Source organism: Saccharothrix hoggarensis (assembly GCF_052936025.1).
Genome location: NZ_CP193624.1, coordinates 5,565,050 through 5,580,368, shown reverse-complemented (window position 1 = coordinate 5,580,368; position 15,319 = coordinate 5,565,050). Strand labels below are relative to the sequence as shown.

The following is a 15,319-nucleotide window of genomic DNA, read 5'->3' as shown; positions in this document are numbered from 1 at the left end:
GATGGGATGGCAAGTCACAGAACGGTGCTCGCGGTGCTCTCGGTCGTCGCGCTGGCCGCCGTCGCCTGTCGCGGTGGCGACGGCGCGGCCCCGCAGGAGGGCAAGGGCGGCATCAAGGTCGATTTCGGCGTGACCAGCGAGCCGTGCCCGGACACCGGCCACAGTGACCGGGGCTGCATCTACCTGGGCACGATCTCGGACCTGACGGAAGGGCCGTTCAAGACGCTGGCCGTGCCGATCACGGACGCGCAGAAGGCGTTCTGGAAGCGGGTCAACGACCAGGGCGGCATCGGCGGGTACGACGTGGACGTCACGACGCACGTCAAGGACAACAAGTACAACCCGCAGATCCACAACCAGGTCTACCAGGAGATCAAGGGCAAGGTGCTGGCGCTGACCCAGACCCTGGGCTCGCCGACGACCGCGGCGATCCTGCCCGACCTGGAGAGCACGCAGATGGTGAGCGTGCCGGCGTCGTGGACGTCGCTGTGGGGCGTGGAGGAGGTCATCCTCGAATCCGGCGCGAACTACTGCGTCGAGTCGATGAACTCGGTGGACTACGCGGTCGACAAGCTCGGCGCGAAGAGCGTCATGGCCGTGCACCTGCCGGGTGACTACGGCGACGACGCGGCGGCGGGCGCGAAGATCGCGGCGGAGAAGCGCGGGGTGACGTTCTCGAACGCGGTCACCCAGACCGGCCAGGACAACCAGGGCGGCGCCATCGACGCCGTGCTGGCGAACAAGCCGGACGTGGTCATCCTGACCACCGGGCCGACCGACGCCGCCGTGATCATCGGCCAGACCGCGGCGCGCGGGTTCAAGGGCAAGTTCATCGGCACCTCGCCGACGTGGAACCAGGGCTTGATGCAGAGCCCGGCGGCGCCCGCGATCAAGGCGCTCTACATGCAGTCCGCGCCGTGGAAGACGTGGACCACCGACAGCCCCGGGCACAAGGCGCTGCGCGAGGCCCTGCCGGGCGTGACGCCGAACGACGGCTACACGTCCGGGTGGGTGTGGGCGTACCCGTTGAAGGCGGCCCTGGAGAAGGCGGCGGAGAACAAGGACCTGACCCGCGCCGGCGTGCTGGCCGCGGTGCGGCAGCTCACCTCCGTGGACTACGAGGGCATGCTGCCGCAGGGCGCGGGCAACTTCGCCGGCAACCCGAACGACAGCACGTTCCGGCAGACGTTGATCTACAAGCCGGACGAGTCCGGGCAGACCGGCCTGGGGCTGGTGGAGGACTTCTTCACCGGGCCGACGGCGAAGGACTTCAAGTTCGAGAAGCCCTGCTACACCTGACCGACCCGACCGCCCGCACGACCCGGCGCCCCGACCACCGCTCTCGGTGGTCGGGGCGCCTTGGCGTCTCGCCCTCCGCGCCCGTGACGGGACGGCAGGTGTGACGACGGGCCGGCGATCCGGTGGGCCGGCGGTCACTCCCGTCGTGCGGCGGCCCGTCGGGTGGGCAGCGGCTGTCGGGTGGTGCGGCCGTCTCGTGGTGTGGCGGCTGTCGGGTGGTGCGGTGGTGCGGTGGTGCGGTGGTGCGGTGGTCGGCGGGGTGGCGCGGGAGTGCGTCAGGTGGCGTCAGCCCGTGGCGTGAGGTCAGTTCGGCGGGGTGGCGGCGGTCAGCGACGGGTCGGCCCACACGCCCACCCGTTCGGGGCCGGGGCAGTCGCTGAGGTCGGACGCCGTGGGCTCGACGCCGATGGCGAGGCGGCTCGCGCCGGCCACCGAAATGTCGACCGGCTGCGGGGTCAGGCCGACGTCCGGGATTTCCGCGACGCGTTTGTCGTCGGCCAGGACGTAGAAGTCCAGTCCTTTCGTCTCCAATGAGTCCTCGGCGATGCCGACGTGTGCCGAGAACTTATCGTATTTCCCGTCGAGGGCGAATACGAGTTGCGCGGAGGAACACCACGCGCCGGTCGCGGAAACGGCTTTGCCGTAGGTGACGCCGCGCACCCGCGCCGCCGCGGCCGTCCACGGGCTCTCGACGTACATGTCGTCGATCGAGCTGCTGTCGACCGGTGCGAGGTCGGCGAGCCACGTGGCGCCGGGGCGCAGCATGGCGATGGATTCGCTGGTCACGACCGTCGCCGGGGTGGTGGGCGGTGTGGCGGAGGTCGGCGGGCTGTCCGCGGCGGCGGAGGTGGACGACGTGTCCAGCCGCGTGCCGATCACCACGCCCAGCGCCAGGACCGCCACACCGGCGGCCGACAACAACGCCACCGTTCTGCCCCGACCGCCGGCGCGGGCGGGTTCGCGATCCCGGTCATCCATGTCGCCGACCTCTCAGGTCCCAGACGTGAGCCGAACTCGTCATTGTCGGTGCGCATTCGTCCCGACTGGGGCGGGAGACTAGCACCGGCCCGAACCGAATCGGGCTCGATTCAGCGGAATTCGATTCGGGGGCGTTGTCGGGGCCGGGCGCGTCGCCTCGACGTCCGCCGGCGGGCCTGAAGTGCCGGGCCGCGGGACGTATCACCGGGGCCCGACCGTGCTCCATACGGGTAGTCGAGGATCACGGGAGGGTGGGATGGGGCAGACGAGCGGCCGGGCCGTCCTGCAAGTTCACCCGACCAGGTTGTGCAACCTGCGCTGCCTGCACTGCTACTCCAGCTCCGGCCCGGACGTCGCCGAGTCCGTCCCGATCGCCGTGCTGTCCGCCGTGGTCCGGGACGCCGCCGCGCTGGGCTACGACGTGCTCAACGTGTCCGGCGGCGAGCCGTTCCTGTACCCGGAGCTGCCCGCCCTGCTGCGCGCGGCCCGTGCGGCGGGCATGCGGACCACCGTCACCACGAACGCGGTGGCGTTGACGCAGCGGCGCATCGGCGTGGTGCGCGGGCTGGTCGACCTGGTGGCCGTGTCGCTGGACGGCGACCGGGCCACCCACGACCGCATCCGGGACCTGGAAGGGTGCTTCGACAAGGCGTTGGCGGGCATCCGCAGGCTCACGGAGGCCGGCATCCCGGTCGGCGTGATCACCACCCTGACGCAGGGAAATGCCACTCAACTGGGTGACGTCGCCGTGGCGGCGGCCCGGTCCGGGGCGCTGCTGCTCCAAGTTCACCCGCTCGAACCCGAGGGTGCGGCGAGCAGGTCCATGCCCGGTGAGCGCCCGGACTCGGTCGAGCTGGCGTACGCGGCGGTCGAGCTGGGCCGGATCGCGGAGGACCACGGGCTCGCCGTGCAGCTCGACGCCGTGCCGCGCACCATGCTGGCGCGGAAGCCGGAGGCGTTCATGGCCGTGCCGGTGGACGACGGCCGACCCCTCGGCGGCTGGCTGACCCCGTTGGTCGTCGAGGCGAACGGCGCGGTGGTGCCGGTGTCCTACGGCTTCGACCGCCGTTACGGCCTGGGCAACGTCCTGGACCGGCCGCTGGCCGACCTCGCACGGGCCTGGGACGCCGCACCGTTCCTCGCCCTGTGCCGGACGACGTGGCAACGCCTGGTGGACGGCCGGACCGGCCCCCTGGTGCCCTGGTACGGCCACCTGGTCAGGGCGTCCCGGACCCACCGCCCCGCCACCGCCGGCCGCTGACGGGGAGGGTCACCGGGTCAGGAGCTCCTCCGCCCCCAGCGTGTTGATCACCCGATCGGGGGTCACCCCGCACTCCTCGGCGCGCTCGCACCCGAACGACAGCCAGTCCAGCTGCCCCGGCGCGTGGGCGTCGCTGTCGATCGCGAACGAGCACCCCAGGTCGACCGCCAGCCGCAGCAGCCGTCCCGGCGGGTCGCGGCGCTCGGGCCGCGAGTTGATCTCGACGGCGGTCCCGTGCTCGACGCACGCCGAGAACACCGCCTCCGCGTCGAACGTCGACTCCGGCCGCCCCTTGCCGACCACCAGCCGGCCGGTGCAGTGGCCGAGGACGTCGACGTGCGGGTTGGACACGGCGGCCACCATGCGCGCCGTCATCTCGGCGGCGGGCATGCGCAGCTTCGAGTGGACGCTGGCCACCACGACGTCCAGCCGCTCCAACAGGTCCGGCCGCTGGTCGAGCGAGCCGTCGTCCAGGATGTCGACCTCGATCCCGGTGAGGACGCGGAACGGCGCGAGCTCGGCGTTCAGCTCGGCGACGACGTCCAGCTGGGCGAGCAGCCGGTCCGCGGACAGCCCGTTGGCGACGGTCAGGCGGGGCGAGTGGTCGGTCAGCACCACCCACTCGTGCCCGAGGGCGCGGGCCGTCTCGGCCATCTCCCGGATCGGGCTGCCGCCGTCGGACCAGTCCGAGTGCGTGTGGCAGTCGCCCTTCAGCGACGCCCGCAGGGCCTGCCCGCCGACGACCGGCTCCCGGAACCGGCTCAGGTAGGACGGTTCGCGCCCGGCGACGGCGTCCGCGACGACGCCCGCGGTGGCCTTGCCGATGCCGGGCAGGTCGGTCAACGTCCCGGCCGCCACGCGTCGCGCCACCTCGCCCTCCGGCAACGCGGCCACCACCTCCGCCGCCTTCCGGAACGCCCGCACCCGGTAGGTGGGCTCACCCGCGCGTTCGAGCTGGAACGCCACCTGTCGCAATGCCCAGAGGGGGTCCACCCGTCCTGTCTACTCCAGCCGGTCCGCTCCGCGCGAGCCGGGAACGCCCGCGCGCCGAGCAGGGACGCCGGGCGGGAGCGGAAGCGCCTGTGCGCCGAGCCGCAACCCCCGCCGAGCCGCGCGTGCGGCCCCGCGCCGGGGCCTTGGCCGCCGAACTCAGTCGGCGAGCACCTGTTCCCGCAGGATGTCGGCGTGCCCGCAGTGGTGGGCCAGTTCCCGCAGCACCTGCAGGCACACCCAGCGGAGGGTGCGAGGTCCGGTCCGGTGGCCGGTCGCGACGGTGTCCAGCGGCAGGTCCGCGATCACCGCACGCGCCGTGGCGCAGGCTTCCCGGTGCGCCGCCGTGACCGAGGCGATGGTGTCGTCGTCGGCGAGCCGGAAGGAGTCGTCCGGGGTCTGCACCAGGCCCAGCTCCCGGCGGGGCGTGCCGCCGACGCACTCCTCGAACCACACCCGCTGCATCCACGTGACGTGCTTGAGCAGCCCGAGCAACGTCGTCGCCGACGGGACGAGCCGGCGGCGGGCCTGCTCCTCGGTGAGACCGTCGAGGGCCGCCTCGATGGCGCCCCGGTACTCCTCGATGAAGGCTTCGAGCTGGGTGCGTTCGTCGTCCAGCGGCACATCGAACGGGCCCATCCACGATCTCCTGTCCACGTTGCGGGCCGAGGGCCACGGCGGCTCGTGCGAGCGGGCGGCCCACGGCGATGCCGACCGTGCCGGCCCGCACGACTCCCCTGGCGCGAGCCGGCACAAGTCAACCAGCGCGCGCGACACCGCCATTCTGCGGCAGGGCGCCGGCGGATTTGCGACTTCGGCGGCGTTGCGCGCGGAAAGCTTGCGGCCGCCGGTGCGCGGAACCGAGGATGATCGCCATGTCCCCACGTGCCGGCACGGCCGGGTCGCGGCGCAAGCCCAGCAAGGGCGACCTCACCTCGCAGGCGATCCTGGACACGGCGGAACGCCTGCTGCAGGCGCGTTCGCTGGACGACATCGCGGTCGACGAGCTGGCGTCGGGCGCGGGCATCTCGCGATCGACGTTCTACTTCCACTTCGCGTCGCGGGAAGCGGTGCTGCACGCCCTCACCGGCGGTGTCGTGGACGCCCTGTACGAGTCGGCGTCGTCGTGGCTGCGGCGCGGCAGCGAGCCGCCCGAGGACGCCATCCGCCGCGCCCTCGGCGCAAGCCTCGTGTTGTGGCGCAAGCACGGCGCGGTGCTGCGGGCCTCCGTCCGGGCCCGCGACACCGACCCGTCGATGCGCGAGTTCTGGGCCGGCGTGGCCCGCCGCTTCATCGACGCGACGGCGTCGCAGATCGACGGCGAGCGGGAGGCCGGCGTCGCGCCGCCCGGCCCGGACGCCCGGTCGCTGGCCGCGGTCCTGGTCGCGATGAACGAGCAGGCGTTCCTCAGCCGCTCGCGGTCGCGCCGTTCCGCCGCACGGGACCGCGAGCTGGTCGACACCCTGACGTGCGTCTGGCTGCGCTCGGTCTACGGCCTCTCGCCGTAGCGCCGCCCCCACCCGGCCGGCGCGACCCTGCCACCGCCACCCGGCCAGAGCCACCCGACCAGCGCCACCCGGCCAGCGCCACCCGACCAGCGCCACCCGACCAGCGCCACCCGGCCAGAGCTCCCGATCAGCGGAACCAGAGGCCGCCCGGCGCCTGCCGGTGGCCCAGCGCCCGGTAGACGGCGTCCACAAGGGACTGACCGCGCTCGTTCACGCCCACGCCCGGACCCATCTTCGTCATCACGTACCCGAACGACAGGCGCGACGCCGGCGCCGCGAACCCGAGCGAGCCGCCCATCCCGGAGTGGCCGAACGCGTCCTCCGACAGCACCACGCCCCGGTCCGCGGCGGGCAGGTAGTGGTTGTCCACGCTCTTCATGAACCCCGCCGAGAACCGCGACGGCGCGAGCAGCATCGCGTCGAACCCCGCCGTCACCACCGCCGACATGACCGGCACGCGCGCCTCGTCGACCAGCCGCACCCCGTTGTACTCGCCGCCCAGCGCCAGCGGCCGGTACATCTGCGCCAAACCGCGCGCGTTGCTCATCCCGCCGACCGCGCCGTACTGCGCCGCGTGCGCCTCACGCGTGTTCGACGCCGCCACGTACCCGCCGCTGTTCGCGACCAGCAACGCCTGCATCGACTCGCGCCGCGTCACCGCCGCCAGGTACATCGTGGGCACGGCCTCGCCGCGCTCGGCCGGGATCGTCGGCGCGACCAGCGGCTCCAGGTCCTCCGGCAGCGACAGCCAGAAGTCCAACCCGAGCGGGCCGGAGACCTCCTTCTCGAAGAACTCCGCCAGCGACGCGCCGGCGACCCGCCGGACCACCTCGCCGATCAGGTACCCGAACGTCAGCGCGTGGTAGCCGTGCCGCGTGCCCGGCGCCCAGAACGGCTCCTGCCGCGCCAGCAGGTCCGTCATCAGCTCCCAGTCGAACATCCCGCCCGGCGGGACCGGCTCCCGCACCGCGGGCAGCCCGGCCTGGTGCGCCAGCAGGTGCCGCACCAGCGTGCCGTCCTTGCCGTTCTGCCCGTACTCGGGCCAGTAGCGGACGACCGGCGCGTCCAGGTCCAGCTCGCCCCGCGACGCCAGCACGTGCGCGCACAACGCCGTGGCGCCCTTGGTGCACGACCACACGTGCGTGATCGTGTCCTCGGTCCACGGCCGGCCGCCCGCGTCACCGCCCCACAGGTCCACGACGGTCTCGCCGTCGACGGTCACGTGCACGCCGCCGCCCACCTCGCCGCGCTCGGCGAAGTTGCGTTCGAACTCGGCGCGCACTTCGGCGAACTCGTCGGCGCAGGTGCCCTCGACCGTCATCGGTCCTCCTGGTGCGGCGGTGGTGGGCACCCATGTCACCACCGTGAGCCACGACACGTGAGTAGGGATTCCTCAATCGGTAGGGTGAGTGACCCCGGTGGGAGCCAACGACGGGAGGTCGCCCTTGTCGTCCTTCTTCGGCCGGGAAACCGAGCTGGCGGCCGTGTCCGACGCGGTGGACCGCGTGCCCGCCGCCGGTCTGGTCGCCGTCGTGGTGTCCGGCGAGCCGGGCATCGGCAAGTCCAGCCTGATCGCCGAGGCGTGCCGCCGGCTTCGCGCCCGCGGGTGCGCGGTGGCGGCGGCCGAGTCGGACGACGTCAGCAGGCGCATCCCGTACGCGGCGGTCGCGGCGGCGCTGCGATCGGTGCCGCCGACGCCCGACGTGCGGGCCGCGTCGGAAGCGCTCGACCTGACCGTGGTGGACCCCGAGGCGCTCGTCCCGCCGGACGTCGGCGTGAACCCGGACGTGCGCGGCACGTCGGACGCGACGTGGTTCGGCCGCTCGTGCGAGCTGGTCGCCCGCGCGCTCACCGGCCTCGCCGCCGACCGTCCCGCCGCCCTCGTGCTGGACGACCTCCACCAGGCCGACGACGACTCGCTGGCCATGCTCGCCGTGGTGCTGCGCCGGGTCACCGCCGCGCCCCTCGTGCTCATCGCCGCCACCCGCGCGCACCACCGCGACAGCGGCGTGGACGAGCTGCTGGACCGGCTGGAGCGGCACGCCGAGGTGGTGCGGCTGGAGCTGGCGCCGTTGAGCGGCGGCGACGTGGCGCGGATCGTGGAGTCGGTGCTGGGCACGCCCGTGGACGACGGGCTGGCGCACGAGGTGCACCAGCGCGCCGACGGCAACCCGTTCTTCGCGGTGGAGATCGCCCGGTCGCTGCGGGAGCTGGACCTGGTGTCGGTGGACGGCGACCGGGCCCGGCTGACCGTGTCGCCGGCCGCGATCCGGCTGACCCGGCGGGAGGCCGTGCTGCGCCGCGTCGCGCCGCTGGACCGGGACACGCGTGCGGTGGCCCGTGCCGTGTCGATCTTCCGGCGGGTGCGGCTGGACCAGATCGGCCTGCTCGCGCGGGTGTCGTCGCTGCCGGAGGAGACGGTGGTCGACGCGTTCGACGAGCTGCTGCGCGCGCACATCGTGGTGCGGGACGAGGACCGCGGCTACCGGTTCTCGCACGCCCTGGTCGGCGAGGCGCTGTACCAGGAGATCGGTCCGGCGCAGCGCCGTCACCTGCACAGCCTCATCAGCGCCCGGCTGCTGGACGACCGCGACCGCGGGCTCCCGGTGGACGAGCTGGAGCTGGCCTGGCACCTGGCCGAGTCCGCACCGCCCGGCGACCTGCGCGCGGTGCGGGTGATGGCGCAGGCCGCCGCCGCGAACCGCACCACCGCGCCCGAGACGGCGGCGGCGCTGTGCGCGCGGGCGTTGGAGCTGCTGCCGGTGGCGGCGCCGGAGCGGGCCGGGCTGCTGGCCTCGCAGTGCCGGGCGCTGGCGCACGCGTCCCGCCCGGCGGCCGCGATCGCGCCGGGCCTGGCCGCCCTCGACGCCCTGCCGCCGGGGCCGGAGCGGTCGCGGTGCGCGGTCGTCGTGCTGAGCAGCCTGTTCCTGGTCGGCCGGCTCGCCGAGGCGTTGCGGCTCGCCGACGCGGAGGTGCGGGCCGGGGACGCGCCGGCCGCGTTGCACGCGCAGCGCGCGCTGCTGCTCGTCTTCACCGGGCGGCACGCCGACGCCCTGGCCGCCGCCGAGCGGATCGAGGCCATGCCGGTCACGTCGGCCGCCGAGGGCGTGGTGGTGTTCGACCGGCTGGCCGTCATCACGTCCATGCTGTTCCGGCACGACAAGACGGTGGACTACGCGAACCGGTCGTTGCGCGCGGCGGCCGGTCAGCCGGCGCTGGAGCTGCAGGCGTTGGCGGTCGGCGCGTCGACCGGCGCGCTGGCGGGCCTGGTGCGGGACGCGTCGTGGCGGCTGGGCCGTGCCGAGGAGCTGCGGGAACGGACCGGCGGCCACGCGTTCCGCGGCGAGCTGGAGATGGCGCGGGTGGCGCTGGACTGGTTCGGCGGCGCCTGGGACGCCTGCCTGGAACGCGTGGGGCGGGCCGCCGCCGAGCTGGAGTCGCGGCAGGAGCTGATGATGCTCGACGGGCTGCGCGCCATCGAGCTGGAGGTGCGCACGTGGCGCGGCGAGCTGGACGTGGCCGCCCGGCTGGCCGCGTTCCCGCCGCCGACGAGCCCCAACATGTCCCGCCTGCACGCGCTGGCGATGGCCGGCTACCTGGCCGCGCGCGGTGACGCCCCCCGGGCCCGCGCCACCCTGGTCGAGGCCGTGGACGACGACGGCATGACCGCGTACGCGTGCGTGCTGCTGGGTCGCCTGATCGAGTTGGATCTTGCACACGATCGGGTGGAAGAGGCGCGGCGGACCGTGAAGCACCTGCGGGTCGTGTCGGCCGATCGGGTGGCACCGTGGAGCCGCACCACCGTCCGGCGGGTGACCGGTGTCGTCGAGCGGGACGCCGACCTGCTCCGCGAGGCGGTGCGGGAGGCGGAGGACGGCGGCCTGGTCTTCGAGCGGGCCCGGGCGCAGCTCGCGCTGGGCCTGGTGGACGGCGGGGCGGTGCCGGAGCTCCTCGACGCGTACGCCGTGTTCCAGCGGCTGGGCGCGCACGGCCTGCGCCGGCAGGCCGGTGGCCGGCTGCGCGACCTGGGCGCGAAGGTGCCGCGGGCGAGGACCAAGACGCCCGGCGTGCTCACCGAGGCGGAAGAGAACGTCGCGCGGCTCGTGCAGCAGGGCATGCGCAACCGCGACATCGCCGCAGCCCTGCACTACAGCCCGCGGACGATCGAGGTGTACCTGTCGCGCGTCTACGCCAAGCTGAACGTGTCGTCGCGGCTGGAGCTCGCGCGCGTGCTCGACGGTCGCGCTTAGTTGTCGTGGAGTCCCGACTAACCGGTCGGTAACCCCGCCGTGTTGCCTGGGTGACGTGGAGGTCATCGCGGACGCACGCCGCCGGTCACGGCGCGCCGGACCCGCTTCGGCGTGGCGGGGTCGGCGTGGCGGATCAGGTCGCGGCGGCCCGGTGCCCGGCGTTCTGGTGTGCGGCGGCCTGATCCCCGGCGTTCTGGTCCCCGGCGGCCGGCGGCGGCGCGCCGAACACCTCGGCGAGCAGCGCCGCGGCCTCCTCGGGCGCGCGGACCTCCACGTGCAGCTCACCGCCGGACAGCCGCAGCCCGAAGTCGAAGAACGCGCAGCACCGCTGCTCCGCGACGGCGAGCTCGGCGACCTCGCCGGCGAGGTCGGCGGGCAGGCGGAACCGCAGGCCGCCGTCGACGGCCTGCCGGTCGTCGGCACGGGCCAGCAGCCGCTCCCACGCGCGGACGCGTTCGACCTGGTCGCGGCCCGTGAGCGTGCACGCGACGGGCGGGGTGTCCGACGCGGGCGCGGGTCGGCCGAACCCGATGGCTACCGGCGCGATCCGGCCAGCGTGGGGGTGCGGCAGACCGCATCCTGGCCGGCACGGGCCGTCGGGCGCCGGGCCGTCCAGTTCGCGCAGCGCGCGGCCCAGCCGCTCGCGGTAGGCGGCGAGCTCCGCCGCACGCCGCTCGGCTTCGGCGAGACGTTCCCGCAGCGCGGGGCGGAGTTCGTCCCGGACGTCGGCGCACCGGCCGTCCTCCCAGACCGACAGCAGCTCGCGGATCGCGTCCAGCGGCAACCCGAGGTGCTTGCCGGCCGAGATGAAGTCCAGCCGTGCCACCGAGTCGTCGCCGTAGAGCCGGTAGCCGGACTCCGAGCGCTCCGCCGGCAGCAGCCCGGCCTGCTCGTAGAAGCGCAGGGTCGTGGGGCGCAGCCCGACCCGCTCGGCGAGCTGCGAGATCCGATACGTGGTCACATCACGACGGTAGGCCTTCCAGTGGGCTGGAAGGTCAAGCCCGCGGACTTGCCACCGCCGCCCGCCACCGGCCCGGACCGTTCGTCGAGGGGAATCGGATGCGCACCGCCTACACGACCTGCCCGCTGTGCGAGGCGACCTGCGGGTTGGAGCTGACCGTCGAGGGCGACCGGATCACCGCCGTGCGCGGCGACCGGGAGGACCGGTTCAGCGGCGGGTACCTGTGCCCGAAGGGCGCCTCCCTCGGCGCGCTGGACGCCGACCCCGACCGCCTCCGCACGCCCCTGGTCCGCCGGGGCGGCACGCTGGAGCCGGCGTCGTGGGACGAGGCGTTCGCGCTGGTGGACGAGCGGCTGGGCGACGTCATCGCCGCGCACGGCCGCGACGCCGTCGCCCTCTACCTGGGCAACCCGAACGTGCACTCGCTGGCCGGCGGCCTGTACGCGGGCGCGCTGCGCAAGGCGGCGGGCACCCGCAACGTCTTCACCGCGTCCACCCTCGACCAGATGCCCAAGCACGTGGCGTGCGGCTACCTGTACGGCGGCATCTTCACCATCCCGGTGCCCGACATCGACCGCACCGACTTCCTCCTGCTGCTCGGCGCGGACCCGTTCTCCTCCAACGGCAGCCTGTGGACGGTGCCGGACGCGCCCGGCCGGCTCCGGGCGCTGCGCAGGCGCGGCGGCGCGTTCGTCGTGGTCGACCCAAGGCGCAGCCGCACCGCCGCCGCGGCCGACGAGCACCTGCCGATCGTGCCCGGCACGGACGTGTTCCTGCTGCTGGGCATGGTCAACGAGCTGTTCGCCGCGTCGCTGGTCGACCTGGGCGCGCTCGCGCCGCACGTCGCCGGCGTGGACGCTGTGCGGGCGCTGAGCGAGCCGTTCACACCGGAGGCGGTCGCGGCGCGGTGCGGCATCGCCGCGGACGGGATCCGGGCGCTGACGCACCGGCTGGCCGCGGCGCCCCGGGCGGCCGTGTACGGGCGGATCGGGACGACGACGGTCGAGTTCGGCACGGTCGCGAGTTGGCTGGTGGACGTGCTGAACGTGCTCACCGGCAACCTGGACCGGCCCGGCGGCGCGATGTTCCCGCTGCCCGCGCACGGTCGTCGCGGCACCGGCTCCGGGCCTGGGTTCACCACCGGGCGGTGGCGCAGCCGGGTGCGCGGCCTGCCCGAGGTGGCGGGCGAACTGCCCGTGGTCACGTTGGCCGACGAGATCGAGACGCCCGGCCCCGGCCGGGTGCGGGCGCTGGTCACCGTGGCGGGCAACCCGGCGCTGTCCGCGCCCAACTCGGCCCGCCTCGACGCCGCACTGTCCACTGTGGACTTCATGGTGTCGGTCGACCCGTACCTCAACGAGACGACCCGGCACGCCGACGTGATCCTCCCGCCACCGCCGCCCGGCCGCCGCGCGCACTACGACCTCGCGTTCCTGGCGCTGGCGGTGCGCAACGTCGCCAAGTACACGCGGCCCGCCGTGCCGCTGGGCCCCGACGAGCGCGACGAGGGCGAGATCCTGCTGCGGCTCACCGGGATCTTCGCCGGGCTCGGCCCCGACGCCGACCTCGACGCCCTGGTCGGCCTGTCCGGCGAGTCCGAGCTGACCCGCGAGGAGCGCCTGCTGGACGCCCGCCTGCGCTCCGGGCCGTACGGGCTGTCGGTCGCGGACCTCCTCGACCGGCCGCACGGCGTCGACCTCGGCCCGTTGACGAGCCGCGTGCCGGAAGTCCTGCGCACCCCGTCCGGGCGGATCGAGCTGTGCCCGGAGCCGATCGCGGCCGACGTGCCCCGCGTGCTCGCGGCGCTGCGCGCGCCGTCCGACGGGCTGGTGCTGGTCGGCCGACGTCACCTGCGGTCGAACAACTCGTGGCTGCACAACGTGCCCGCGCTGGTGAAGGGCAAGGACCTGTGCACGCTGCTGGTGAGCCCGGCCGACGCCGAGCGGCTCGGCCTGGCGGACGGGTCCGCGGCCCGCGTGACGTCGCGCGTCGGCGAGGTCGAGGCGACGGTGGAGGTCAGCGCCGACATGGCCGCCGGCGTGGTCAGCCTGCCGCACGGCTGGGGCCACGACCGGCCCGGCACCCGGCTCGCCACGGCGCGGGCGCACCCCGGCGTCAACGTCAACCTGCTCACCGACGACCTCGCCGTGGACCCGCTGTCGGGCACCGCCGTGCTGAACGGCGTCCCGGTCGTCGTCACCCCGGCCCGCACCGCCCCCGAACCACACCGCACCACGGCACACGCCGGCACCGCACACGCCACCACCACCGCCCAGTGAGGAGCACCCCGATGCCCGTGACGACGGCGCGCGTCATCGCCGACCTGCCTTTCGTGGCCGCCCAGGTCCACGACGACCGCGTGGCGTGGCGCCACCGACGGGACGACGGGCAGTGGACCGACGTGACGTTCACCGAGGTCGCCGAGTGGGTCATGGAGCTGGCGTCGGGCCTGGTGCACCTGGGCGTCGAGCCGGGCGACCGGGTGTGCGTGCTGTCGGACACCCGGCCGGAGTGGTCGGCGGTGGAGCTCGCGGTGCTCGCCGCGGGCGGCGTGGTGGTGCCGATCTACCCGTCGAGCGCGGCGGAGGAGTGCGCGTGGATCATCTCCGACTCGGGCGCGGTCGTCCTGGTCGCGGAGACCGAGGCGCAGCGGGCGAAGGTCGACTCGATCCGGGACCGGGTGCCCGCGCTGCGCGACGTCGTCGTGATCGACGACGGCGGCCTGGACGACCTGCGGTCGCTGGGCCGCACCTCCCCGCTGCCGGGTGAGCTGGACGACCGCCGGGCCGCGATCGACCCCGACGACCCGAGCGTGATCATCTACACGTCGGGCACCACCGGCCCGCCCAAGGGCTGCGTGCTGACCCACCGCAACTGGCTCACCATGTGCCGGCTCAGCGAGGAGCTGTCGTACGTCCTGCCGGACGACGTGGCGTACCTGTTCCTGCCGCTGGCGCACGTGTTCGCGCAGATCGTGCACCTGGGCGCGCTGTACACCGGCCACACCGTCGCCTTCTACGGCGGCGACACGTCGCGGATCGTGCCGGAGCTGGCCGAGGTGCGGCCGACGTTCCTGCCGTCCGTGCCCCGGATCTTCGAGAAGATCTACACCGCGGCCACGGCGGGCGTGCCGGAGGACCGGCTGCGCCAGGCCGTCCGCGTCGGGCTGGCGGTCCGCGAGCTGCGTGCCGCCGGCCGGCCGGTGCCCGCGGACCTCGCCGCCGCGTTCGACCAGGTGGACCCCGTCTTCGCGCGGGTGCGGGCCATCTTCGGCGGCCGGCTGCGGCAGGCCCTGTCCGGCGCCGCGCCCATCTCGGTCGAGGTGCTGGAGTTCTTCAGCGCCGCCGGGGTGCCCGTGCTGGAGGGCTACGGCATGAGCGAGTCCACCGGCGTCGGCACGGTGAACACGCTGGCGCGGCACAAGCTCGGCTCGGTCGGCACGTTCGGCATGGCGGGCCTGCAGGTGAAGATCGCCGAGGACGGCGAGATCCTGATGAGCGGCCCGCACGTGTTCGCCGGCTACTGGAACAACCCGGCCGCCACCGCCGAGGTGCTGACCGACGGCTGGCTGCACACGGGCGACCTCGGCGAGGTCGACGACGACGGTTTCGTCACCATCACCGGCCGCAAGAAGGACATCATCATCACCGCCGGCGGCAAGAACATCGCGCCCGCCAACGTGGAGAACCAGCTCCGCCAGTCGCGCTGGATCTCGCACGCCGTCGTCTACGGCGACCGCAAGCCGTACCTGGTCGCCCTCATCACCCTCGACCAGGACGAGATCGTCCCGTGGGCCACCGCGCGCGGCCTGCCGACGGACCTCCCCGGCCTCGCGCGGACCCCCGAGGTGCAAGCGCTCGTCCAGCAGGTGGTGGACGAGGCCAACGCCCACTTCGCCCCCGTCTCGCAGGTCAAGCGGTTCACCGTGCTCGACCGGGACCTCAGCCACGAGGACGGCGAGCTGACGCCGACGTTGAAGGTGAAGCGCAAGGTCGTGCACACGGCGCACGCGCGGCGCTACGACGACCTGTACACGTGACCGCGCGGCGGTAGCCTGCGCCCTGAGGAGGTG

The 15,319-nt window shown here is 74.2% G+C and carries 11 protein-coding genes; 6 read left to right on the top strand and 5 right to left on the bottom strand.

Translation table 11 applies throughout. The features are described from left to right. Positions 1-6: 6 nt before the first annotated feature. Entirely contained in the window at positions 7-1,299 is a 1,293-nt protein-coding gene (locus tag ACRAKH_RS25075; RefSeq protein ID WP_380725859.1) for an ABC transporter substrate-binding protein, read from the top strand. Between the two features lie 303 nt (positions 1,300-1,602). On the opposite strand, the gene ACRAKH_RS25070 is transcribed toward ACRAKH_RS25075, so the two are convergent. Continuing rightward, positions 1,603-2,277 (bottom strand): NPCBM/NEW2 domain-containing protein, encoded by a 675-nt coding sequence (locus tag ACRAKH_RS25070; RefSeq protein WP_380725861.1) that lies wholly within the window; start codon positions 2,275-2,277, stop codon positions 1,603-1,605. Positions 2,278-2,533: 256 nt separating this feature from the next. Here ACRAKH_RS25070 and ACRAKH_RS25065 point away from each other — a divergent pair, with 256 nt between their 5' ends. Next, positions 2,534-3,538: a radical SAM protein gene (locus tag ACRAKH_RS25065; protein ID WP_380725863.1), complete on the top strand. Its 1,005-nt coding sequence runs from the start codon at positions 2,534-2,536 to the stop codon at positions 3,536-3,538. A 9-nt stretch (positions 3,539-3,547) separates the two neighbouring features. Here the strand turns inward: ACRAKH_RS25065 and ACRAKH_RS25060 are convergent, their stop codons facing one another. After that, entirely contained in the window at positions 3,548-4,531 is a 984-nt protein-coding gene (locus tag ACRAKH_RS25060; protein WP_380725865.1) for a PHP domain-containing protein, read from the bottom strand. 156 nt (positions 4,532-4,687) lie between these two features. After that, positions 4,688-5,167, bottom strand: coding sequence for a DinB family protein (locus ACRAKH_RS25055; RefSeq protein WP_380725867.1), 480 nt, complete (start codon positions 5,165-5,167; stop codon positions 4,688-4,690). A gap of 236 nt (positions 5,168-5,403) precedes the next feature. Here ACRAKH_RS25055 and ACRAKH_RS25050 point away from each other — a divergent pair, with 236 nt between their 5' ends. Further along, the gene (locus ACRAKH_RS25050; protein ID WP_380725869.1) at positions 5,404-6,036 is read left to right on the top strand and encodes a TetR/AcrR family transcriptional regulator; all 633 of its coding nucleotides are present in this window, start codon (positions 5,404-5,406) and stop codon (positions 6,034-6,036) included. A gap of 127 nt (positions 6,037-6,163) precedes the next feature. Here ACRAKH_RS25050 and ACRAKH_RS25045 read toward each other — a convergent pair whose 3' ends face one another. Continuing rightward, positions 6,164-7,357, bottom strand: a complete 1,194-nt coding sequence (locus ACRAKH_RS25045) for a serine hydrolase domain-containing protein (RefSeq protein ID WP_380725871.1) — start codon at positions 7,355-7,357, stop codon at positions 6,164-6,166. A gap of 124 nt (positions 7,358-7,481) precedes the next feature. On the opposite strand from ACRAKH_RS25045, the gene ACRAKH_RS25040 reads away from it, so the two are divergent. After that, entirely contained in the window at positions 7,482-10,286 is a 2,805-nt protein-coding gene (locus ACRAKH_RS25040) for a helix-turn-helix transcriptional regulator (RefSeq protein WP_447009334.1), read from the top strand. A 133-nt stretch (positions 10,287-10,419) separates the two neighbouring features. Here the strand turns inward: ACRAKH_RS25040 and ACRAKH_RS25035 are convergent, their stop codons facing one another. Continuing rightward, the gene (locus ACRAKH_RS25035) at positions 10,420-11,247 is read right to left on the bottom strand and encodes a MerR family transcriptional regulator (protein ID WP_447009333.1); all 828 of its coding nucleotides are present in this window, start codon (positions 11,245-11,247) and stop codon (positions 10,420-10,422) included. Positions 11,248-11,345: 98 nt separating this feature from the next. Between ACRAKH_RS25035 and ACRAKH_RS25030 the strand changes: the two genes are divergently transcribed. Continuing rightward, positions 11,346-13,526, top strand: a complete 2,181-nt coding sequence (locus tag ACRAKH_RS25030) for a molybdopterin oxidoreductase family protein (protein WP_380729272.1) — start codon at positions 11,346-11,348, stop codon at positions 13,524-13,526. An 11-nt stretch (positions 13,527-13,537) separates the two neighbouring features. Beyond that, positions 13,538-15,286 carry an AMP-dependent synthetase/ligase gene (locus tag ACRAKH_RS25025; protein ID WP_447009332.1) on the top strand — a complete coding sequence of 583 codons (1,749 nt, stop codon included), beginning with the start codon at positions 13,538-13,540 and terminating at the stop codon, positions 15,284-15,286. Positions 15,287-15,319 lie beyond the last annotated feature (33 nt).

Bases quoted from the DNA above. Each gene is read 5' to 3' on its own strand.
- ACRAKH_RS25075 (WP_380725859.1), top strand. From the start codon at position 7: ATGGCAAGTCACAGAACGGTGCTCGCGGTGCTCTCGGTCGTCGCGCTG.
- ACRAKH_RS25070 (WP_380725861.1), bottom strand. From the start codon at position 2,277: ATGGATGACCGGGATCGCGAACCCGCCCGCGCCGGCGGTCGGGGCAGA.
- ACRAKH_RS25065 (WP_380725863.1), top strand. From the start codon at position 2,534: ATGGGGCAGACGAGCGGCCGGGCCGTCCTGCAAGTTCACCCGACCAGG.
- ACRAKH_RS25055 (WP_380725867.1), bottom strand. From the start codon at position 5,167: ATGGGCCCGTTCGATGTGCCGCTGGACGACGAACGCACCCAGCTCGAA.
- ACRAKH_RS25050 (WP_380725869.1), top strand. From the start codon at position 5,404: ATGTCCCCACGTGCCGGCACGGCCGGGTCGCGGCGCAAGCCCAGCAAG.
- ACRAKH_RS25045 (WP_380725871.1), bottom strand. From the start codon at position 7,357: ATGACGGTCGAGGGCACCTGCGCCGACGAGTTCGCCGAAGTGCGCGCC.
- ACRAKH_RS25030 (WP_380729272.1), top strand. From the start codon at position 11,346: ATGCGCACCGCCTACACGACCTGCCCGCTGTGCGAGGCGACCTGCGGG.
- ACRAKH_RS25025 (WP_447009332.1), top strand. From the start codon at position 13,538: ATGCCCGTGACGACGGCGCGCGTCATCGCCGACCTGCCTTTCGTGGCC.